Raw genomic sequence first — 21,047 nt, 5'->3', positions numbered from 1 at the left:
CCATGACTGAAAACATCACCCATGAATCAGTTGCTGCCAGCCACGCATTGCCGGAGCCAACTCCGGAGGAGGCTGCCCAGCTTGAGCAGCTGTACCGGGATTTCGATAAGGAGAACCTGATTCCGTTGTGGACGGAGATCGGGGACCTGATGCCCATGGTCCCGTCCCCCAAGGCGGTACCGCACGTCTGGCGGTGGGATGACCTGTACCCGCTCGCCGCCCGCGCCGGCGACCTGGTACCCGTGGGCCGCGGCGGGGAACGGCGGGCCATCGCCCTGGCCAACCCCGGCCTGGCCGGGACCCCGTACGCCACCCCCACCCTCTGGGCCGCCATCCAGTACCTGGGCGGCCGCGAAACCGCCCCCGAGCACCGCCACTCCCAGAACGCCTTCCGCTTCGTCGTCGAAGGCGAAGGCGTGTGGACCGTGGTGAACGGCGATCCCGTACGCATGTCCCGCGGCGACTTCCTGCTCACCCCGGGCTGGAACTTCCATGGCCACCACAACGACACCGATGAGCCCATGGCCTGGATCGACGGCCTGGACATCCCGTTCGTGCATTACGCCGATGCCGGGTTCTTCGAGTTCGGTACCGAGCGCGTCACCGACGAGGCGACCCCGGACATTTCCCGTTCCGAGCGGCTTTGGGCCCACCCGGGCCTGCGCCCGCTCTCCGGCCTGGATGACACCACCAACTCCCCGATCGCCGCGTACCGGTGGAAGTACACCGACGCCGCCCTGCGCGAGCAGCTGCTCCTGGAGGACGAGGGCCACCCGGCCACCGTGTCCCAGGGCCACGCCGCCATCCGGTACACCAACCCCACCACCGGCGGGGATGTCATGCCCACCATCCGCGCGGAGTTCCACCGCCTGCGGGCCGGCGCCTGGACCGAGACTGTCCGCGAGGTGGGCTCCAGCGTCTGGCAGGTCTTCGACGGCACCGGCACCGTGACCCTGAACGGCGAAACCAGGGTCCTGGCCAAGGGCGACCTGTTCGTGGTTCCGTCCTGGGCCGCCTGGTCCCTGCAGGCCGAGTCCGAGTTTGATCTGTTCCGGTTCAGCGACGCCCCCATCTTTGAGCGCCTGAACTTTAACCGCACCTACATCGAAGGACGCACCAAGTAATGAAACTCCTCACCCTCCGCACCGCTGACGGCACCAAGGCGGTCCGCCAGGACGGCGACACCCTCACCGAGATCCCGGGCTTCTCCGACGTCGGGGCCCTGCTGAAGGACCCCGCCTGGGAAACCATCGCGCAGGCGGCCAACGGCGCAACCCACGCCCTGGACGGCGCCGACCTTGCCGCCGTCGTGCCCTCCCCGGGCAAGATCATCTGCGTGGGCCACAACTACCGCAACCACATCAAGGAAATGGGCCGCGAAGTCCCCGAGCACCCCACCCTGTTCGCCAAGTACGCAGAATCCCTGATCGGCCCCAACGACGACCTGGCCCTGCCGCAGGAATCGGACGCCGTGGACTGGGAAGCCGAACTCGCCGTCGTCATCGGCAAGGCCGGCCGCCGCATTCCCGAATCCGAAGCCGCTGAGCACATCGCAGGGTACTCCGTGCTGAACGACGTCTCCATGCGCGACTACCAGTTCCGCACTATCCAGTGGCTGCAGGGCAAGACCTGGGAGAAGTCCACCCCGTTCGGGCCGGCCCTGGTCACCAAGGACGAGTTCACCGCGGGCCCGCTGATGACCTCCGCCGTGGACGGCGAAGTCCAGCAGTCCACCCCCACCTCGGACCTGGTGTTCACCCCGGAATACCTGGTCTCCTACATCTCCACCATCATCACCCTCAACCCGGGCGACGTGATTGCTACCGGCACCCCCGGCGGCGTGGGCCACGCACAGGATCCCAAGCGCTACCTGCAGGAGGGCCAGGTCCTGGTCACCACCATCGAGGGCCTGGGCCAGCTGACCAACCGCGTGGTCAAGGAAGCCTGATGGTCGCCCGCCACGACCAAACCACAGACCCGCGCCTGCAGGAAGACCTCCTGCAGGCGCGGCGTGGCACCGCGTTCTTCGCCCGCAAGCTCAACGAGCTCACCGACGCGGACCTGGACGGGAACTCGCTGCTGCCGGGCTGGACCCGCCGGCACGTCGTCGCGCACGTGGGCTACAACGCCCGGGCCATCGCGAGGCTGGTCGAATGGGCCGCCACCGGAGTCGAAACCCCCATGTACTCTTCCCCCGAGGCCCGCAACCATGAAATCGACTTCGGCGCCACCCTGTCCCCCATCGCCCTGCGGAACCTGTTCGACCACTCCGCCGTGCACCTGAACGTCGAATGGCGCGACCTGCCCGCCGACAACTGGCACCACAAGGTCAAAACCGCCCAAGGCCGAACCGTCCCCGCCGAAGAAACCGTCTGGATGCGCACCCGCGAAGTCTGGATGCACGCCGTGGACCTGGACAACGGAGCCAGCTTCAGCGACATCCCCGAGCCCGTCCTGGCCCGGCTGCTCAAAGACATCACCGGCGCCTGGCACACCCGCGGCACCGACACCGGACTCCTCATCAAGGTGGACGGTACGGACCTGGCGTTTGGCGATGCGGGCACCGCTGACCCAACGATCATCAGCGGGCCGCTGCCCGCCGTCGTCGAATGGGCCGCCGGCCGCGGCAACAGCGGTGTCACCCCCACCGGCCCGGGCACCACCGAAGGCACCACCGCAGCACCGAAATGGATCTAGGGCGAGGGGCTTTTGCGATGACGAGAATGCTGATTATTGGACCTCCCGGTTCCGGAAAAGGAACGCAGGCGGAGCGGATTTCAGAACGCCTCGGCGTTGTGGCCATCTCCACCGGCGACATCTTCCGTACCAACGTGAAGAGTGGCACCCCGCTGGGCATCAAGGCAAAGAAGTACATGGACAACGGTGACTTCGTCCCGGACAGCGTAACCAACAAGATGGTCCGCGACCGCCTGGGCGAACCCGACGTCGAAAATGGCTTCCTGCTGGACGGCTACCCGCGCACCACCGCGCAGGTGGACTACCTTGACGAGATCCTCGCCGACGCTGACGAGAAGCTCGACGTAGTCCTGCAGCTCACCGCCGACGACGAAGAGCTGGTGCACCGCCTCCTGGGCCGCGCCAAGGAAACGGGCCGGAGCGACGACAACGAAGCCGTCATCCGCCACCGCCTGGACCTGTACCACGAGCAGACCGAAGCCGTGGTGGCCAAGTACGCCGACCGCGGCATCCTCGCCCAAGTCGACGGCGTCGGCGGCATCGATGAGGTCACGGATCGCGTCATGCTGGCCATCAAGGCAGTACAGGCCATCTAGCCTTTAAGCGAAATGGCGCCGGCATCCGCTTATGCGGGTGCCGGCGCCATTCGTCGTTTATGAGTTTGGCTGCCGCTTAGGCCAGGGCTGCCAGGGTACGGTTGCCGTTACGGCCAAAGAGCAAAGCGTCGACGGAGAAACGGCCTGCCCCGACGATGGCGAGGGCTGCGGCGCCGGCAGCAAGGACGAGTACGAGTTCGTAACCACCTTTGTCAGCGAAGATTCCGGCCGGGGCGTGCACCAGGAAGAGGGCGCCAAGCATGTCCAGTGCCAGGAGGATGGCTACGGGACGAACCAGCACGCCGACAATGATGGCGGCGCCCCCAAGGAGTTCCAGGAAGCCGATCGCCGGAGCAACCAGCTCCGCCGCCGGTACCCCCATCTGCGCGAAGGCTGCCTGGGTGCCGGGGATGGTGTAGTCGAAGATCTTCTGCCAGCCATGGGCGAAGAAGATAACGCCCACAACGAGGCGCAGGACTGTGCGGGCGATGTTGGACTGGGTGGCAGCGGGCTGGATGGGAGAAGTCATGGTGCGGTCCTTTTTCTCGCCTTCTGAAGCCTGCAGTAGCGGTCTTCAAAAGGAATAAGTTGATGTTTCAAGTAATAGCCTATGCGCCATTACTTGTCGCGTCAACTATTTTGCGGGCCTACTTTGGCGCCGCCTCCCATGGCAAAACTCACTCAGATCCGTCATGCCGGCGGTACAGAGGGGCCATCGCTGCGTCAGGGTCGAGCTTCTCCAACAAGGCATCGGCAATCCCCCGCAACTGACCGAGCTGCTCCGGAGTTAGTGCGTCGATAACGTTCCGCCGCACGTTTTCCACATGGCCGGGTGCGGTTTCGACAATTTTGCGCTGCCCCTCGTCGGTGAGGCGCGCGTTGGTTGCGCGTCGATCCTCGGGGCACGGAAAGCGCTCCACCAGGCCGCGTGCCTCAAGACGCTTTACGACGTGGGACAGGCGCGCCAGCGTGGCGCTCGTCTGCGCTGCCAGATCTGTCATCCTCAGCGTCTGCCGGGGAGCTTCCGAAAGCATGGCGAGCACGTAGTACTCAAAGTTCGTCAGATCCGCGTCGCGGCGGAGCTGGGAGTCGAGCGCATTCGGCAACAGTTCGACCACCGTATACAGCCGTACCCAGGCAGCCAATTCATCCCTTGTGAGCCATCGTGTCTCCATACTTTCATTCTTCCCCAAATTGGTTGTTGCAACAACTAAGTTTGGGCGCTACTATTTAGTTGAAGCCTCAACTAATGAGGGTTACACACAAAGGAGACCGTCATGACTGCAGTAAGCATCCTCGGACAAGGCAACATGGGCTCGGCTATCGCCGGTATCGCAGAGAAGGGCGGCAATACCGTCCAGGTCCTCGGCAGCGGGGACACCGACAAGACCATTACCGGAGAGATTGTCGTCCTGGCTGTTCCCTACCCGGCCGTGCAGGAGATCCTGGCCCAGCGTGCCGAGCAGCTCGCCGGCAAGATCGTCGTCGACATCACGAATCCGCTGAACTTCGAAACCTTCGACTCCCTGACCGTGCCGGCCGATTCCTCAGCCACCGCCCAGATCCAGGCCGCGCTTCCCAACTCCAGCGTAGTGAAGGCGTTCAACACCACCTTCGCGGCCACCTTGGCCTCGGGCGAAATCGCCGGGCAGCCCACTACAGTGCTGATCGCCGGGGACGACGCGGACGCGAAGACCCGGCTTGCAGGGCTCATCTCCGCCGCCGGGCTGCGCGCCATCGACGCCGGATCGCTGCGCCGGGCACGGGAGCTGGAGGCAACGGGCTTCCTGCAGATCGCCCTTGCCGCCGGTGAAAAGATCGCTTGGACCGGCGGCTTCGCCGTCAAGGCCTAAACAGGCAGACCACCCGACTCCGCACCGCCGTACTTTCCGGGAACCGGCCGGCTAACAGGCCGGCTCCCGGACCACGGGCGCGGCTTCCGTACCGAGAAAGAACCACCTTCCGATGCCAGTCTCACCCGTCCGGCTGAACCATGCCGTACTCTTCGTCACCGACCTTGCCCGGGCCGAACGCTTTTATACCCAGCTCTTTGGAATGGAAGTCGTCGCCCGCGAACCGCGCGCCAACGCGTCCTTCCTGAGGCTTCCGCGCTCCGGTAACCACCACGACCTCGGCCTCTTCGGGGTAGGCGACACCGCGCCGCCCAAGGTGCGTGGCGCCGTCGGGCTCTACCACCTTGCCTGGCAGCTGGACACCATCGAAGAGCTGGCGGAAGCCCGAAGGACCTTAGAAGAAGCCGGCGCGTACACAGGTCAATCCAGCCACGGGGCCACGAAAAGCGTCTACGGGGTGGATCCGGACGGCAACGAGTTCGAACTTATGTGGATGCTTCCCCGCCAGCATTGGGGCGAGTACGCGAACACCGCGCCCGTTGAGCCGCTGGAGCTCGACGACGAACTGCGCAGATGGTCCGGTGTACCCACCGCTGGCCGAATCACCGAAACTAATCCTGATGAGGACAACCAATGAATGACGCCTTCGACGAACCCACGGTTGTCTGGCACACCCCTGACACCACCGACCGTCCCCTGGTGGTGCTGCTGCATGGACGCGGCGCGGACGAGACCGGCATCATCGGTTTGGCCGGACACTTGCCAGCGGGCCCGTCGTACGCCGCTGTCCGCGCACCGATTCCGGCCGGAGGCGGCTACGCCTGGTTTGCCAACCGTGGAATCGGCCGTCCGGTGGCGGAGTCCCTCAATCAGACGATGGCTTGGTTCCGCAAGTGGCTCGACAATGTGGCACCCTCGGGTCGCCAGGTGATACTCGTCGGCTTCAGCGGCGGCGCAGCCTTTGCCGGAGGTCTGCTCCTGTCCGATCCACAACGTTTCGCAGGCGCTGCCATCCTCTACGGAACATTACCGTTCGACGCCGGCGTCCCAACTTCACCTGCCCGCCTGGCCGGGGTGCCAGTCTTCGTAGCCCAAGGCGAAACGGACACTGTCATCCCCCGCGAGCTCCTCGACCGAACGTGGACCTACCTGCTCGGTGGTTCCGGCGCACCCAGCTACGCCCGCCGCGATCCCGGCGGCCACGGCCTCACCAATGCCACCGTTGCGGAGCTTGGCGGCTGGATCGCGGAGCGTTTGCACTTCCTCGCCTCCCGCGGCACTCTGCCGTCCGACGATCGCACCTGGAGTGCCTTACCAGACGGCGCGCTCCCGGTTCGCTCCGGCGCTCGCCCCGATGTTTCCTGGTCGATACCGCAGGAGCAGCGCTCCGACAATAGCCCGCGCCACGTCCGGGAGCGGCTCCTGGACCGTGTCCTCGCCTTGCCCGGGGTAACTGCACGCCAGTCAGCCATCTCCGTGCCCGGTGCATCCGGCTTCATGGTCGAACGCGACGCACGGGCGCCGCTTGACGCATTCCTCGTTCCACAGGCTGGAGAGTTTGCGCACCTCCACCCCGAGTACGATGGATCACTGCATACGGCCCTGCCTCCGGCTCTTGCCCGCGATGCCATAGCCAAAGGTTGGGGCGTGGCTCATCCCCTGGCCGGGATCCGGCTTGCCCGGGGAATGGTCATGATCTATGGACCGCGGAATGACGCTGAGCTTGATGTCGTCACCGGAATCCTGCAGACAAGCCACGCCTACGCCACGCTCCCCGCAGGCAGCGGGAACGCCTGACATTCCGCGGAGCCATGGCCAGAGACGGCCATGGCTCCCTTGCGCCTAGCTCTGGCGGACAGCAGCCCTCACGGTTTGCGAGAGGTGGATCGCCCTCGCATCCGCGCCGCCCGGCAGTTGCATCTGGAGCGGGATATAGCCAAAGCTGATGCCGTACAGCGGGTCAGCGTACCCGAGCGCCCCACCGGCACCATCATGGCCAAACGCCTGGTAGCTGCCAAAATCAGAGCCTGGGTGGGGCTTCATGAAAACGACACCGAACGACGCCGGGAAATTCAGGACCCTGTCCACTCCCCACACCTGCTGCTGCCCCATTGCCGCAACAGTATCGGAGTCTACGAGGGCATCCCCCGTCAGGCCAATGGCTGCTGCGTAAACCTGCGCCAGCCCCCTTGCCGATCCGATACCGCCAACTGCGGCAGGGCCAGCCCCCCGCACTTCGCGGCGATTGGGTGAGTAGGGACCCAGGTTTGGCGGTACACGGCTGTTGACACCGTTGAACATCAGGGCGCCAAGACCATCCGGCGACATCTGGCTTGCGGACATGATTTCAAGCTGTTCGGTCGTAGGTTGCGCGGGACGTACTGCTTCGAACCGATCCTCTTCTGATTCCGGCAGGCCGAGCCAAAAGTCAATGTCCCGGGGTGCGCGGACAGTGTTCTCATAGAGTTCCTGCAAGGTCAGGCCCGTAATCCGCCGCACCAGTTCCTCGATGACGGATCCGATGGTGAGGCCGTGATAACCGAAGCTTGATCCCGGGCGCCAGTACGGCCGTTGCGCCGCGAGTTTGGGGGCCGCGCGGCGGGAGTCCAGTATGTCCGCGGTTTCCAGCCCCGCGTCCACGTTGATCAGTCCAGCCTGGTGCGACAAGAGCTCGCGGACAAGCACCCGTTCTTTTCCGTTGGCGCCAAATTCCGGCCAATAGTGAACCACCGTTTGATCAAGGTCCAGCTGCCCTGAGCTGACCAGCGTCGCCAGGGCTACTGCGGCGACGCCTTTTGTCGCCGAGAACGTTCTCGTCAACGTGTCGCGTTCCAGGCCGTCCCCACCGACCAGATCAACCACGAGGTGGTCCTTCCAGTACACGGCCAGCTGGGCGCTGTAGTTGGGGTCCTCGGCGAGATAGGCATCCAACTGGGCCCGTACGTCCTCGAACCGGGGAGCGACGGTGCCGGTGGACTGGTTTTTGGCAGGAGCCGTGACGGCTGACATATGGTGCGGACCTTTCCTTGGAAACTAGTGGTGGACCGGCGAATGGCTGCCCGGTGCTGCCGTCCGGGCGGCACCGCTGAGCCAGGCGAGCATTTGCTCAACGGAGTGTTTGGCTGGTCCTGTGTGGGGATGGTCCAGGTGTCCGTGCATGCTGTCGGGTTCCATCTCCATGCGGACTGGCACTCCTGCGGCTTCCAGTTGGGCTGCGAAGAGTTCCCCTGAGGCGCGCAGCGTGTCGGATTCGGAATTGATGATGTAGACGGGGGGAAAACCCTTGACGTCGCCCTCCCCGGCGAACGCATGCGCGTCCTTAAACGTGTCCTCACTGCCGGCGAAATTCAGGTTGATGTCCCGGATGAAGTCCGGCCCGAAGGCAAGGTCAGCGGGAACGCCGGCCATCTTCCCGCGTAGATCCTCGTTGAGCGGGGGAAGCTCGGCGTGGACGAGAGGGTATGCGAGCAGCAAGGAAGCAGGCATCTGCCCGGATTCGTCCCTCAGCCGTCCCGTCAGCGCGGCAGTCAGCGCGGCGCCGGCGCTTGCCCCGCCAAGGTGAAGGTCTCGCACAGTCCGTAACCCCAGAGATTCAAGATTCTCACTTGCCCAGCGCCAACCGGCGAGTACGTCGTTTGACGGGGCCGGATACTTCACGCCGTGAAGGGCCTTGCGATAGTCCAGTGACAGCACTGACGTTCCGTGCGAGGCGAGGTAGAGGCTGACCCAGTGCGCCTCGGGCATGTCCAGGTCGCCGGCAATGAAGGCCCCACCGTGGACCCAGACGAGGCCAGCCAGGGCTTCGCCGGGACAACGGTACAGGCGTCCGGGGACCCGGCCCTCGGGGGTCGGGACATCAATGTCGACTGCAGATACAGCGGCCAACTCCGGATAGATGGACACAAGTGACTGGTGGTCTGTGTCAGTTCTGGGGTCCGGGAAGGGCCCGTTCAGCTCCAGGCCGCGGATCAGCTGGCCGGCCATTGATGTACTCGAGATTTGCGTGCCTGTATCGGCCATGTCTTTGTCGTTCCTTTTCTTGAGGGGCCCTAGTCCTGGACAAGTTCCAGCGTTGCCTGCAGCGGGAGTTCGTTGACGGAGGTGCCGATGCGGAGGGTGTACATGCCCGGCTCGTAGGTCCAGCCGTTGTTCCAGTACGCAAAGAGCCGGGTGGGGACGTCCACACTGGCTGTAACGGTTTCGCCGGCCTCTGCCCATACAGGAACGGAGGCGACAAACCATCGGATAGGGCGGTCGACGGCGGAGTCTGGCCTTTCCGCGTACACCTGCACGACGTTCTTGCCGGCGCGGGCGCCGCTATTCGTAAGTGCGATGGTGACTGGAAGAGCTGTATCCGCCGTGGCTGTGGCCGGGGCATCCACGGAATCCAGGTTCCAGTGCGTGTAGCCAAGCCCGTACCCGAATTCGTATGCCGGCGTCCTTTCGGCCTTGAGCCAGGCACGGTAGCCGATATGGATCCCTTCGTCGTAGGTGAGGGTCCCGTCGGCCTCGGGCGTGACATTGATGACGGGCACGTCCTCCTGGCGTGCGGGCCATGTGGTGGGCAGTCGGCCGCCGGGCTCGGCTTCCCCCGTCAGGATGTCGGCAAGTGCATGGCCGAACTCTTGACCGCCGAAGTAGCCGATCAAGGTCGCCGCTACTTCGTCGCGCCAAGGCATCAGGACAGGAGAACCGGAGTTCACGATAACGACAGTGCGGGGGTTGGCAGCGGCCACGGCGTGGACCAAACGGTCCTGCGTGCCGGGGAGTTCGAGGGAGGAACGGTCGTATCCCTCGGACTCAACGCGGGAATTGGTGCCCACTACGACGACCGCAACGTCGGCAGCGCGCGCAGCTTCCACCGCTGCGGTAATGAGGCCGTTGGGGTCCGCATTGTCGGCTTCGGTACCAATCGTGATTCCGAGCGTGTTCGATAGTGCCCCTGCCGTCTTGCTGGTGAGTTCTACCCGTATGTTGAGTGGGGTGCCCTCGACCACGTCCACCGGAACCGAGGCTGCTGGCGGCGCGAGCAATGCCGCCCCCAGGTCCGTTCCAACAGCTTCAACCTTGGCGTCATGGACAAGTACGCCATTCACGAAAATACGGCCATGCCCCACGCTGGAGAAGCCGAGCCGAATGGTGCCGGTCTCGTGCGGTGTGTAGATGGTGTGGAACTGAACCGTCGATGCTGTCGAGATGGGTGCGTCTCCTCCGAACCAGACCAGCGATGTAGAGCGTCGGTCCTCGGCGAAGAGCTCGTGACCGTTGGCGTCCAAAAAGCGAACTCTGATGCCGGGGGCTCCGGTGACCGGATTGGTGATTTGTTCCAGGGGGAATTCCGCGATCCCTTCCTGCACTACCGCTCCCACGGTGTAACTGACGTTGTCTGGACCGAAAGCAGCGCGGATCCCGTCCAGGGGCGTGACTATTCTTTCGGGAACCACCGTGGCGGAGCCGCCGCCCTGCGTGCGGGCGTAGCGGGCGTTGTGTCCGATGACCGAGACCTTTCGGACCGCGGTTGGATCCAGTGGAAGCAGGCCGTCGTTTTTCACCATCACGGTACCGGCAATAGAGGCTTCCCGGGCGAACGCGACAAGGTCCTCCCGGTCCGCGGGTTCGGGCCGGACGGCCTCGAAGCCTTCGAGGGCACCCACCCGGGCGGCGAGCTGCAGGATCCGCAACACCTTCCGCTCGATCGCGGATTCCGGAATCCGGCCGGCTTTCACCGCCGCGACGAGGGCTTCACCCCAGGGGCCATCCGGCCCCGGCATAACGAGGTCCTGGGAAGCGGCGGCACTGTCGATGCTGCGGACTGCAGTCCAGTCGCTGATGACCACGCCGTCGAAGCCCCATTCGCTGTTCAGGGGGGTTTCCAGAAGGTCGTTTTCGGTCGCGGTGATGCCGTTAATGGAGTTGTACGCACTCATCACCAGCCACGCTTTCGATTCAACGATGGCCTTTTCGAATGCGAGAAGATAAAGCTCCCGCAGTGGCCGGTCCCCCACCTTTACATCGACGGTGAACCTGTCAGTTTCAGAATCGTTGGCCACGTAGTGCTTGGGGGTGGCGCCCACACCATTGCGCTGCACACCTGACACGTAGGCGGCCGCCAGCTCGGCTGTCAGCACCGGGTCTTCACTGAATGCTTCGAAGTGCCTTCCCCCCAGCGGGGAACGGTGCAGATTGATCGTCGGCCCCAGGACCACGTCCACTCCCTTGCGCCGGGCTTCAACAGCCGACGCGGCCCCAAGCCGGTCGGCGATGGCCGGATCCCACGAGGAGCTGATGGCGGCAGCTGATGGAAAGTTCATGGACGGCTCACGCTCGTCCCAGACTTCACCGCGGACGCCCGTCGGACCGTCTGAGAAGAGCATGCGCCGCAGCCCGATCTTTTCGAGTGGCCAGGTAGTCCAGAAATCACGTCCCGTCAGCAGTTGGATCTTTTCCGCAAGTGTCAGTTCAGCCATCAGGGACTTCAGTCGTGCGTCGGTGCTGTGGTCGGTTTTTGCTGCGTCGGTGAGGAGTTCCATGGTGGCTTTCTTGGCTGTTCTTGCGTTGATGTTCTTGCTGTTTTTCAGGCTACGCCGGCCTGGAGGTCCTGCTGATGCTGGAGTTCCAGGAGGCGTACTCTGTCGGCCCGGTGTTTGGCCTGCCGGTCGGGATCGGGAATCGGAGCGGCCATGAACAGCCGCTGCGTGTAGGGGTGTTCAGGTGCCCCGGTGACCTGATCGCCGTCGCCCCATTCGACGATCTCGCCGTGGTACATCACGGCAACGCGGTGGCTGAGGTGCCGCACCACGGCGAGGTCGTGGGAGACGAAGAGGTAGGCGACACCGGTGCGTTCCTGGATCTCGATGAAGAGTTCCATGACGCGGGCCTGCGTGGAGAGGTCCAGGGCGGAGACGGGCTCGTCGCAGACGATGAGCTTTGGATCCAGGGCGAGGGCCCTGGCGATGGCGACGCGCTGGCGCTGTCCGCCGGAGAATTCCCGCGGCAGCCGGTGCGCGGCGCCGTGCGGCAGCCGGACCTGGTCCAGCAGTTCGGCCACGCGCTGGTTGGCCGCCTTGCGGTCCACTTTGCGGACGGTGAGCGGTTCGGTGAGGATCTGCTCGATGGTCATGGAGGGGTTCAGCGATGTGTACGGGTCCTGGAAAACCACCTGGATCTCGTTGCTGAGTTCCTTGCGCTGGGCGCGGGTGGCCTTGGAGATCTCCTCGCCGCGGTATTTGATGCTGCCGCCGGTAACGGGCGCCAGCCCCAGCACGGCGCGGCCCAAGGTGGTCTTGCCCGAGCCGGACTCCCCTACGAGGCCCACAGTCTCACCCGGGCGGATGTCAAGGGAAACGCCCTTGAGCGCCTTGAACGGTTCCTTCCGGAAGCCCTTGAGCGGATATTCGACGACGACGTCCTTGACGTCGAGCAGGGTGTCGGTCATGACGTCACTCCTTTCAATTCCTGGGGCTTGGCTAGCTGCGCTGTGCCGGTGGCCGGGATGTACTGCCCGCGGGGGGTGGTGTCTTCGAGGATCGCGTCTAGCAGCTGGCGGGTGTACGGGTGCTGGGCATCGTTGAAGATGGCCCGGACAGGACCGGTTTCCACGACGCGGCCGGTCTGCATCACGGAGACGCGGTCGCAGAGGTCGGCCACTACCCCGAAGTTGTGGGTCACCAGGATGACGCCCATGTTCAGTTCGTCCTGGAGCTCGCGGAGCAGGTTCAGGACTTCAGCCTGCACAGTGACGTCCAAAGCGGTGGTGGGTTCGTCGGCGATCAGCAGATCCGGATTGCAGGACACGGCGCCGGCGATCAGGACGCGCTGGGCCATGCCGCCGGAGATCTGGTGCGGGTACGAGTTGAAGGTCCGTTCCGGGTGGGGGATGCCGACCTTCGCCAGCAGCGCCAGGGCACGTTTCCGGGCTTCAGCCTTGGAGATGCCCAGGCACACCCGCATGGGTTCCATTAACTGGCTGCCGATGGTGAACGCGCCGTCCAGGTTGGACATGGGTTCCTGCGGGATGTACGCGATGCGCTTCCCTCGAACCTTGGTCATCTCCTTCTCGGAGAGGTGCGCCAGATCCTTGCCCTCAAAGAAAATGGAACCACCTGTGATGCGCCCATCCTGGGGCAGGAGCCGCAGGATGGAGAACGCCGTCTGTGTCTTGCCGGAACCAGACTCGCCGACCAGGCCGTGCACCTCACCGCGCCGGACTGTCAGGCCCACGTGGTTCACCACGTGGGTGGTAGACCCGTCGGGCTGGTCGTAGCCGACTTCGAGGTCCGTGACTTCCAGCAGCAATTCGCCCGTGTCTGTGCCCGGCTCTTCAGAATGGACGACGGCGGCGTCTCCGCGCTTCCCGGCGGCACCTTCAGCGTCGGCTGCTGCAGCCGCTGCCGCGGCCTTGCGGCCCTTCTTCACCGGACCGCTGCTGCGCTCCAGCTCGTCGCGCATGGCGTTGGCCAGCAATGTCAGGGCGATGCAGACAAGACCGATGACCAGGGCCGGCCACAGCACCAGCGTGGGTGCTTTGAAGATGTTGATGAAGCCGTCGTTGAGCATGCTGCCCCACGTGGGCATGCTCCGATCGCCCAGCCCCAGGAATTCCAGTCCGGCCTGGATGGCGATGGCGATGCCCAGGACCATGGCTGACTGGATGATGACCGGTGCCCGGACCACGGTGAGGATGTGGCGGCCGATGATCCTGAAGTCGCTTAAGCCGGAGACCCGTGCCGCGTCCACATAAAGTTCGTTGCGGACTGCGGTGACGGACGCATAGACAAGCCGGAAGAAAGCCGGCGACAGCAGCACACCGAAGATCATCATGGACAACCACATGGAGGGACCAACTACTGCGCGGGCCGCCAGCAGGACTACCATGCCCGGCAGGGCCATCAACAGTCCGGTGAGCCAGGACGAGACCGCATCGAACCAGCCGCCGTAGTACCCGGCGATGAGCCCAGCCGTGACGCCGATGACCAGCGCCACGGCGAGAGCCACCACGGCGCCGGCGAGGCTGAACTGGCCGGCGAAGAGCAGGCGGCTGAAGACATCGCGTCCGGCGCTGTCGGCTCCCAGCAGATGCCCGGATCCGGCCTTGGCCAGCACATCCTTGAGGGTGGCCTCGTTGGGATCGTGCGTTGCCAGCACTGGGGCCAGGAGGGAGGCCAGTGCCACCAGGAACAGGACAAGCAGCGATGCCGCACCTGTCGGGTGTGTCACGAGCTTGCGGAAGAGGGAAATCTTGGCTGCCGTGGTGGGCAGTGCGGGAGGAGCGTCGATCATGACAGCCGAACTTTCGGATTGAGCCAGCCCTGGGCCAGGTCGATGATGAGGTTGACGGTCACCACGATGGCAGCGGTTGCAAGCACGACTCCCATCACGACCGGGATGTCACCCTGGCCGGTGGCGGCGACGGTGATCTGTCCGAGGCCGGGCAGAGCAAAGATCTGTTCCACGATGACGGCGCCCCCCAGCAGTCCAATGAACTGCACGGCAAGTACAGCCAAGGCCGGTCCGCCCGCGTTGCGCAGCACGTGCTTATAGACAACGCGGTTGAAGGACAATCCGCGGGCGCGCAGCGTGCGAACGTAGTCCTTGCGGAGCGCATCAATCAGTGAACCGCGGATCTGCTGCACCACGGCGGCGATGCATCCGATGGAGAGGGCGATGATCGGCAAGGTGACCGTCGCCGCCCAGCCGCCAAACGACGTCGTAATGGGTACATACCCTGTGGCCTTGAACCACTTGAGGTTGAGCGCGAACAGGGAGACCAGACCCAGCGCGATCAGGAACCCGGGGATAGCGAAGCCGAGGACGCCCACGAACTGGACTATGCGGTCGATCCAGCCGCGGCGGACTGCTGCCCAAACAGCCACGACTACCGAGATAAAGGCAGCGACGATGGTGGCGCCGAGGACGAGGGAAAGCGTGACCCAAACCCTGCTGCTGACACCGGTGCTGACGAGCTGGCCATTGAACCAGGAGTGGCCGAGGTCGCCGGTGACGGCTCCGGTTATCCAGTCCCAGTACTGGACAACGAGGGGACGGTCGAGACCCAGCTGGCTTGCCTTCATGGCAACCTGGGCGTCCGTGGCGGTGGGGCCCACGATGCGGCGGGCGATGTCGCCGCTCCCTGCGTATAGCAGCAGGTAGGCGACCGTGGTGATGACGAACAGCAGGAGGACGCCGGAAACCAGGCGCTTCAGCACGAATCGGTACATTCAAAAAATCCTTTGAAAACGTTGCTGAGGTTGCCGGACCGGGCAATGTCGCCGGTCCGGCAACCCTCCGCTACGAAGCGGGTGTGAACGACCAGATGTAGGGGTAAACGTTGCCGGTCTGAAGTTCGACCTTGGTCTTCGCGTCAGTTACGAAACTGTTCTGCGGGCGGTACCAGGGGGCAAACCAAGCCTGCTCCACGATGTACTTGTTCAATTCCTTCGCTGCCGACTTCTGCTCGTCCCCGGAACCCAGGTGGATCTTGTTGATGAGTTGGTCAACCGTCGGATCCTCGTACTTGTAGGGATTCCAGGCCGCATTTGGGGCAATCTTCATGTTGATGAGCTGCCAGTCCGACTGTTGCTCAAGAATCATGTAACTAGCGGCGTACTTTGCAGCCAGGAGATCGGCAATGAAGTTGTTGCCGGCATCGACCGTCTCCACTGTGACTCCCACTTCCTTGAGCTGCTGGGTGATCAAGGTGAAGATTGAGCTATTGACCAGGGGTGTGGACGGCATTTGCAGGGTAAAACCGTTCGCGTACCCGGCGTCGGCCAGAAGCTTTTTGGCCTTCGCAGGGTCATAGGCGTAGCGGGAGTCCAGGGAAGCGTCGTAAGCGTCCGAGGATGGCGGGAACACCTGGGTGGTGGTTGAACCGCGGCCCTGGTTCACAGCATCCAGCAGCGCTTTTGTGTCGAAGGCGTAGTTCAGCGCCTGACGGACGCGGACGTCCTTGAGGGCGGGGTTGGTCTTACCGGCGCGGTCGAACAAGATCAGCCCAGTCCAGTTGCCCTCGAAGGAGTTGTTTTTGTAGCCCGCTGCTTCAGCCTCCTGGATCATCGAAATATCGATGAGGGAGCCGTTGAGCGTTCCGGCCTTGACGGCATTGAGGAGTGACGTCTGTTCCGGGTAGACGTTCAGCACCATGTTGTCGTAATGGACCAGGCCTTTGTTCCAGTAGTCAGGATTGCTCTTGTACGAGTATGAGTTCCCGGTGACTGTGGCTGCGGTATCCAGGATGTAGGGGCCGGATCCGACAGGTTTGGTGGCGATGTCCGCGTTCCCGAAGGATGACGGGCTCTGCATGAACGATGCATCCTTGGACAGGTAGCCGAGGAATGCGGGGTCTGGGGCCGAGAGGGTCAGTTCCAGGGTCGTGCTGTCCACAGCAGTGGCTGTCTTGAGTGCTGCCAGGAACTGGGCGTCTGCCGACGTTCCGGCCTTGAATCGCTCCAGGTTTTGTTTTGCTGCGTCCGCGTTGAAGGGGGTGCCGTCGGTGAATTTGACGTCGTCGCGGAGTTTCAGGGTCAGGACGGTTTTGTCGTCGTTGTACTTCCACTCGGTTGCCAGCATGGGTACCAGCTTTCCGCCAGGTTCCATGCGGAGCAGGGTGTCGTACACGGCCTGGTAGAAAGGCGAAACGTTCGCAAAGTCGGAGTCGGCAGCAGCAAAAGATTTCGGCGCCATGAGGGTGCCCAGAGTGAGCGTTTGCGAGGAGTGCTCCGCAGTGCTTTCCCCACCTCCACCGCAGCCAGTGAGGCTCAGGGCAACGGCGGCAGCAAGTGCGGCCATGCGTGTAGGTCGGAACATCATTGGTCCCTTTCACGGTCAGTGGCGTCCACCATGGACAGCCATTGAAAGAGACCTTAACACGAAAACAGACCAGATGGTATGTTTTCGCTGTCGCTATCGATATTTCGCCAAATGTGACGCGCCGCACAGCCATTGACGTCCGCCCCGGCGTGCCTTGTCCAAGGTTGTTAGAGTTTCAAGATGACTGAAACAGCGACCACTGCCGCCGCACGTGGACCGCGGCGCGGCCGGCCGCGCGGAACTTACGCCAAGACGGAAGCGCGTCGGCAGGAAATTCTGACGGCGGCCTTTGAGGTTTTTTCCACGGCCGGCTATCGGGCAGGATCGATTCAGGACATTGCTGACAAGATCGGTCTGACGAAGACGGGCCTCCTCCACCATTTCCCGAGCAAAGAGGCCCTTCTCGAGGCCGTTCTGACCCTTCGTGATGAAGACTCGTGGTCGGCTGCCGGAATCGTCACCGACAACGGTATGGAAACGCTGAATGGCATTGTTCGGCTCGTGCACAACAACACCACTGTGCCGGGACTTGTTGCCTTGCATTGTGTGTTGTCGGCCGAATCAACAGACCCCACACACCCCGCCCACGAGTACTTCCAGCGACGTTACGACTGGGTGCGGGAAGTTGGTGGGCAGGCCTTCTCGGATTTGGAACGGCAGGGTAAGTTGCGGCACGGGGTAACGCCCGGGGCAGCCGCACGGCAACTGGTGGCACTCATGGACGGGCTGCAGGTGCAGTGGTTGCTGGACAACGAGTCCGTGGACATGGCCGGTGAGTTAAAGAACTTCCTGGGTTCCATCACTACCGAAGAGTTTTAGTGCCCCCGGCAGGAACGCATTCCTGCCGGGGAACCACACCGTTTTACAGGGCTGCCCTCAAGAAAGTGAGCAGCTCGCGGTTGAACTCTTCCGGCTCGTTCCAATGGGGGCAGTGCCCGCTGTTTTCGAAAACGGAAAGGGAAGATTTGGGCATGTTCTCTGCCAGCCACTGCATGCCTTCAAGCGGGAAAGACGGCGAGAAGCGGCCCGTGGCTACCCAGGACGGAACATTCACAGTCGGTGCAACGTCCCGCCAGTCTGCTGTGAAGTGATCCACCAGGAGCGGAAGTACAGCGCCATCGGGAAATTGCGTGAGGCCGCCCACTTCGGAAAAGAGTTGCGCTACGTGGGGCGGCGCTGGAGGCTCAAGTGCCGGATTGCCCCATTGAAAGCGCCCGTTAACGGAATCCCACACATTGGCCCATTCGACGGACCGGACACCCCAGGCCCACGATTCGTCGTTAACGATTTTTGGCGACTGATCGATTGCTACGAACGCGCGAACGCGGTCCGTTCCGTACAGGTCGAAATATGCGAGACAGACGGAGACGCCTAAGGAATGCCCAACGAGGGCTACGTCGCCAAGCTCCAGATGCTCGAGCAATTCCCCGACGTCCTTGCCCAGGCGGGAGACACGTTGACCGCTGCCCGGGAAGTCTGAGCGGCCGTGGAACCTAAGGTCGAGCGCAATGGTCCTGTAACCTGCGGCGACCAAGGCCTGGCGCTGGAAGGCCCAGTGTGCCGCCTGGCAGGTGAATCCGTGAACAAGTAACACCGGCGGCCCTGAGCCGAAGTCATCGTAAACCAGTTGTGCGCCGTCTGAGGTTCGAAAGGACCTTGTTTGACCAGTCATTGCTGCCTCCTTGGGCAATCGGTCGAAAGTGATGAGGTTATAGCTCTAAAAAGGAGACTCCAAAGGCCGGGCTGATTCGCGGGCAGCCCGGCCTCAGGAACATCCGGCGCTTTCAGCCCGGAAGTGGCGTTTCAGCCGAAGACCACGCCGCCGTTGACGTGGAGCACTTGTCCGGTGATTGTGCCGTTGCCCGGCGCCAGGAGGAACGCGATGGCTGAGGCAATCTCCTCAGGCTTGGAAAGCCTTCCGAGGAGGGACATCCCGGCGATTCGCTCGCGATCCGCATCGTTCAAAACATCAGTCATCGGTGTTTCAGTCGCCCCGGGAGCAACCATGTTGACGCGCACCTGATGGGGCGCGAGCTCACGGGCGTATCCGCGTACCAAGCCGATGAGCGCGGCCTTCGAGGTGGCGTAGGCACCGTTACCCATGAGCCCACCGCCTGTGAAAGCTGCGGCGCTGCCAAGGACGACCACCGACCCGAGCCGGCCTGCGCGTAGAAGGTGGGGCCCTGCGGCCGAGATCGTGTTCTGGACCCCGATGACATTGATGTCGAGTACCCGCCGGAATTCGGCAGCATCGATGTCCAGCAGCGCCGACCGGCTGACTATCCCGGCAGCGGCCACAACCCCGGTCAGTCCGCCACCTGCCGCGAATTCGTCGGCTGCGCGGCGCATGGCCCCAGCGTCCGTGACATCAGCGGCCACGGCGACGTGGCCTTCTCCGTCCAACGTCGCCACTGCATCTGCCGCGGCTGACGGGTTCACGTCGACAATAGCTACGCGTGCGCCCCTGGCCGCAGCCTGGCGGGCACAGGTGAGGCCGATGCCGGACGCACCGCCGGTGATGAGGACAGCTTCAGCTGTCCCGGATTCGTGGTCAGTCACGTCAATTACTCCTGAAGATTCATGTTTAGAGGATCGCCATTGCGTTGGCCGGGCTGCCAACTCCGCCCAGCAGGTTCAGCGGCTGGGCCGTGAGGAAGACGTCATACCGGCGTCGGGCGGCGCAGGCAGCTGCCAGCTCATCGAGCGCCCAAAGCTCGCCAATGCTCAGCCCAAGCAACGGGATCAGGATACGGTGCAGCATCCCCGTGTGGCTGGAGGCAGGCATCGCACCTGCTAGTTCCGCCTGGACGGTGAGCTTGGAATCCGTTGCCGGCCAGGCTTCCAGCGCGATGTTGTCGGAAGCCGCCACCGCTACTTGATGGTCCCAGAGCCACGCGGCCGATTCTTCGGTTTGGCTTAGGCCCGGCGAGCGGAGGGCGCCGTCCGAGCGGTTGGCGTCCGCCCGGAGGTGTTTGAGCCATCCTGTGCGGATCATGATGATGTCGCCCGGCCGGATGGTGCTCCCCTGCCATTCAAGCGTTGCATCCAGATCAGCCACCGGAATTTGTTCGTTGGTGGCCTGGTCGATCGGGCGGCCGACCGCGTCCCGGTAGGCACCGACGTCGATGAGCAGGCCACGGCCGGCGATCCCCCGTTCGGCCACGGCCTGTATTCCGAGGTCGGGTTTACCCGCCACCAGTCCGTTGGGATCGGCGTCATTGTAGAAGCCGTGGTCCGGATGCCCGAAGTGTCGCAACCCGTCAATTTGCGTCGACGCCTGAAGGAACAGATTGTCGATCCGGTCGTCGCGGTGGAAATCGTTAAGGCCGAACACGGTGTGTTGAATCGAACCGCGGTGGGCAATGATGGGCGCCTCGAATTCCGTCAACGGCAGGTTGAGCGGTATGACTTCGCCCGTCAAAATACTCTCACGGGCTTCAAGGACACGGGCCGGTGTGAGGTGGTTCAGGGTGCCCAGCTGGTCGGCCGGGCCCCAGAGGCCCCAGGCCGTTCCCCTCAGCCGGTCGGGGCGATCAAACAGCTGGTCATACCGGGGAAAGTCCCCGGCCGGGGAACGGCGTGAAGCTTCATGGGTGGTCATCGGGTGATTAGGCCTCGCCGTCCGTCATGACCTGGTGGATCTCGATCATGTTGCCGGCGGGGTCAGTGAGGAAGATCTGGTGCCAGCCTTCGACGGACCAGACGCCCCAGTCGTCAAACGGGATGTTGTTCTCGGTGAGGCGTGCCTTGATGGCCTCGATGTCATCGGTCCGGAACGCAAAGTGTCCTCCGATGAGCGGGTTGACCGAGTGTCCCTCCTGGGCTGCGAGGTACGGCTGGCGCTGGGTGGCATGGATCTGCAGTTCGTTGGGGTCGCCGGCTTCGTAGAACTTGGCGGCCGTATCCCACTCGGCGTCGCCGTCGATGTCGTTGTCTGCATTTTTGGACGTAGCGATCATCTTGGGCGAGGGGAGCTGGTTCAGTCCCAGCGCCTTTCCGTAAAAGTCCGTCAGGATCGACATGTTGTCTGAGGTGACGTTCACGTGGTGGAGGCGGAGGTATGCCATTGACTTTTCCTTTGATGTGATGGGTT

General features: G+C 63.6%; 21 protein-coding genes. 8 read left to right on the top strand and 13 right to left on the bottom strand.

The window, feature by feature from the left end:
• The first annotated feature begins 2 nt into the window (after positions 1-2).
• The 4 genes from ACR65K_RS09610 to ACR65K_RS09595 are packed head-to-tail and all read left to right on the top strand — an operon-like array spanning position 3 to position 3,293.
• Positions 3-1,124, top strand: a complete 1,122-nt coding sequence (locus tag ACR65K_RS09610; RefSeq protein ID WP_440152480.1) for a cupin domain-containing protein — start codon at positions 3-5, stop codon at positions 1,122-1,124.
• Complete coding sequence (locus tag ACR65K_RS09605) at positions 1,124-1,948, top strand: fumarylacetoacetate hydrolase family protein (RefSeq protein WP_440152479.1); 825 nt, start codon at positions 1,124-1,126, stop codon at positions 1,946-1,948. Before ACR65K_RS09610 ends, ACR65K_RS09605 begins: the two co-directional genes overlap by 1 nt.
• Positions 1,948-2,697, top strand: coding sequence for a maleylpyruvate isomerase family mycothiol-dependent enzyme (locus ACR65K_RS09600; RefSeq protein WP_440152478.1), 750 nt, complete (start codon positions 1,948-1,950; stop codon positions 2,695-2,697). The genes ACR65K_RS09605 and ACR65K_RS09600 overlap by 1 nt, the downstream gene beginning before the upstream one ends.
• Positions 2,698-2,723: 26 nt before the next feature.
• Positions 2,724-3,293, top strand: coding sequence for an adenylate kinase (locus ACR65K_RS09595; RefSeq protein ID WP_440152476.1), 570 nt, complete (start codon positions 2,724-2,726; stop codon positions 3,291-3,293).
• 76 nt (positions 3,294-3,369) lie between these two features.
• Here the strand turns inward: ACR65K_RS09595 and ACR65K_RS09590 are convergent, their stop codons facing one another.
• Together ACR65K_RS09590 and ACR65K_RS09585 are read right to left on the bottom strand one after the other, a co-directional pair.
• Positions 3,370-3,822, bottom strand: coding sequence for a DoxX family protein (locus ACR65K_RS09590; RefSeq protein ID WP_440152474.1), 453 nt, complete (start codon positions 3,820-3,822; stop codon positions 3,370-3,372).
• A 148-nt stretch (positions 3,823-3,970) separates the two neighbouring features.
• Positions 3,971-4,468, bottom strand: a complete 498-nt coding sequence (locus ACR65K_RS09585; RefSeq protein WP_440152473.1) for a MarR family winged helix-turn-helix transcriptional regulator — start codon at positions 4,466-4,468, stop codon at positions 3,971-3,973.
• A gap of 102 nt (positions 4,469-4,570) precedes the next feature.
• On the opposite strand from ACR65K_RS09585, the gene ACR65K_RS09580 reads away from it, so the two are divergent.
• The 3 genes from ACR65K_RS09580 to ACR65K_RS09570 all read left to right on the top strand — a co-directional run bounded on the left by ACR65K_RS09580 (position 4,571) and on the right by ACR65K_RS09570 (position 6,943).
• Positions 4,571-5,146 carry an NADPH-dependent F420 reductase gene (locus tag ACR65K_RS09580; protein WP_440152472.1) on the top strand — a complete coding sequence of 192 codons (576 nt, stop codon included), beginning with the start codon at positions 4,571-4,573 and terminating at the stop codon, positions 5,144-5,146.
• A gap of 112 nt (positions 5,147-5,258) precedes the next feature.
• On the top strand, positions 5,259-5,783 hold the full coding sequence (locus ACR65K_RS09575; RefSeq protein WP_440152471.1) for a VOC family protein: 525 nt from the start codon (positions 5,259-5,261) through the stop codon (positions 5,781-5,783).
• Positions 5,780-6,943 (top strand): luciferase domain-containing protein, encoded by a 1,164-nt coding sequence (locus ACR65K_RS09570; protein WP_440152469.1) that lies wholly within the window; start codon positions 5,780-5,782, stop codon positions 6,941-6,943. Before ACR65K_RS09575 ends, ACR65K_RS09570 begins: the two co-directional genes overlap by 4 nt.
• Positions 6,944-6,988: 45 nt before the next feature.
• Here the strand turns inward: ACR65K_RS09570 and ACR65K_RS09565 are convergent, their stop codons facing one another.
• The 7 genes from ACR65K_RS09565 to ACR65K_RS09535 all read right to left on the bottom strand — a co-directional run bounded on the left by ACR65K_RS09565 (position 6,989) and on the right by ACR65K_RS09535 (position 16,951).
• Positions 6,989-8,155 carry a serine hydrolase domain-containing protein gene (locus ACR65K_RS09565; protein WP_440152467.1) on the bottom strand — a complete coding sequence of 389 codons (1,167 nt, stop codon included), beginning with the start codon at positions 8,153-8,155 and terminating at the stop codon, positions 6,989-6,991.
• A 24-nt stretch (positions 8,156-8,179) separates the two neighbouring features.
• Positions 8,180-9,166, bottom strand: a complete 987-nt coding sequence (locus tag ACR65K_RS09560) for an alpha/beta hydrolase (protein WP_440152466.1) — start codon at positions 9,164-9,166, stop codon at positions 8,180-8,182.
• Between the two features lie 29 nt (positions 9,167-9,195).
• A complete protein-coding gene (locus tag ACR65K_RS09555) occupies positions 9,196-11,676 on the bottom strand; it encodes a beta-glucosidase family protein (protein WP_440152464.1) in 2,481 nt (826 codons plus the stop codon).
• Positions 11,677-11,720: 44 nt separating this feature from the next.
• Positions 11,721-12,581, bottom strand: a complete 861-nt coding sequence (locus ACR65K_RS09550; protein WP_440152463.1) for an ATP-binding cassette domain-containing protein — start codon at positions 12,579-12,581, stop codon at positions 11,721-11,723.
• On the bottom strand, positions 12,578-14,425 hold the full coding sequence (locus ACR65K_RS09545; RefSeq protein WP_440152461.1) for a dipeptide/oligopeptide/nickel ABC transporter permease/ATP-binding protein: 1,848 nt from the start codon (positions 14,423-14,425) through the stop codon (positions 12,578-12,580). The genes ACR65K_RS09550 and ACR65K_RS09545 overlap by 4 nt, the downstream gene beginning before the upstream one ends.
• A complete protein-coding gene (locus tag ACR65K_RS09540; RefSeq protein WP_440152460.1) occupies positions 14,422-15,363 on the bottom strand; it encodes an ABC transporter permease in 942 nt (313 codons plus the stop codon). The genes ACR65K_RS09545 and ACR65K_RS09540 overlap by 4 nt, the downstream gene beginning before the upstream one ends.
• Positions 15,364-15,433: 70 nt before the next feature.
• Positions 15,434-16,951 carry an ABC transporter substrate-binding protein gene (locus ACR65K_RS09535; protein ID WP_440152458.1) on the bottom strand — a complete coding sequence of 506 codons (1,518 nt, stop codon included), beginning with the start codon at positions 16,949-16,951 and terminating at the stop codon, positions 15,434-15,436.
• Positions 16,952-17,134: 183 nt separating this feature from the next.
• On the opposite strand from ACR65K_RS09535, the gene ACR65K_RS09530 reads away from it, so the two are divergent.
• A complete protein-coding gene (locus tag ACR65K_RS09530; RefSeq protein WP_440152456.1) occupies positions 17,135-17,773 on the top strand; it encodes a TetR/AcrR family transcriptional regulator in 639 nt (212 codons plus the stop codon).
• Between the two features lie 43 nt (positions 17,774-17,816).
• On the opposite strand, the gene ACR65K_RS09525 is transcribed toward ACR65K_RS09530, so the two are convergent.
• The 4 genes from ACR65K_RS09525 to ACR65K_RS09510 all read right to left on the bottom strand — a co-directional run bounded on the left by ACR65K_RS09525 (position 17,817) and on the right by ACR65K_RS09510 (position 21,021).
• On the bottom strand, positions 17,817-18,626 hold the full coding sequence (locus ACR65K_RS09525; RefSeq protein ID WP_440152454.1) for an alpha/beta fold hydrolase: 810 nt from the start codon (positions 18,624-18,626) through the stop codon (positions 17,817-17,819).
• 131 nt (positions 18,627-18,757) lie between these two features.
• Complete coding sequence (locus tag ACR65K_RS09520; protein ID WP_440152452.1) at positions 18,758-19,513, bottom strand: SDR family NAD(P)-dependent oxidoreductase; 756 nt, start codon at positions 19,511-19,513, stop codon at positions 18,758-18,760.
• A gap of 25 nt (positions 19,514-19,538) precedes the next feature.
• Positions 19,539-20,555: a cyclase family protein gene (locus ACR65K_RS09515; protein WP_440152451.1), complete on the bottom strand. Its 1,017-nt coding sequence runs from the start codon at positions 20,553-20,555 to the stop codon at positions 19,539-19,541.
• Between the two features lie 7 nt (positions 20,556-20,562).
• Entirely contained in the window at positions 20,563-21,021 is a 459-nt protein-coding gene (locus ACR65K_RS09510) for a VOC family protein (protein WP_255175269.1), read from the bottom strand.
• Between the last annotated feature and the right edge of the window lie 26 nt (positions 21,022-21,047).

This window comes from Arthrobacter sp. SAFR-179 (assembly GCF_059414945.1).
This window is presented reverse-complemented; position numbering and strand designations above follow the sequence as displayed.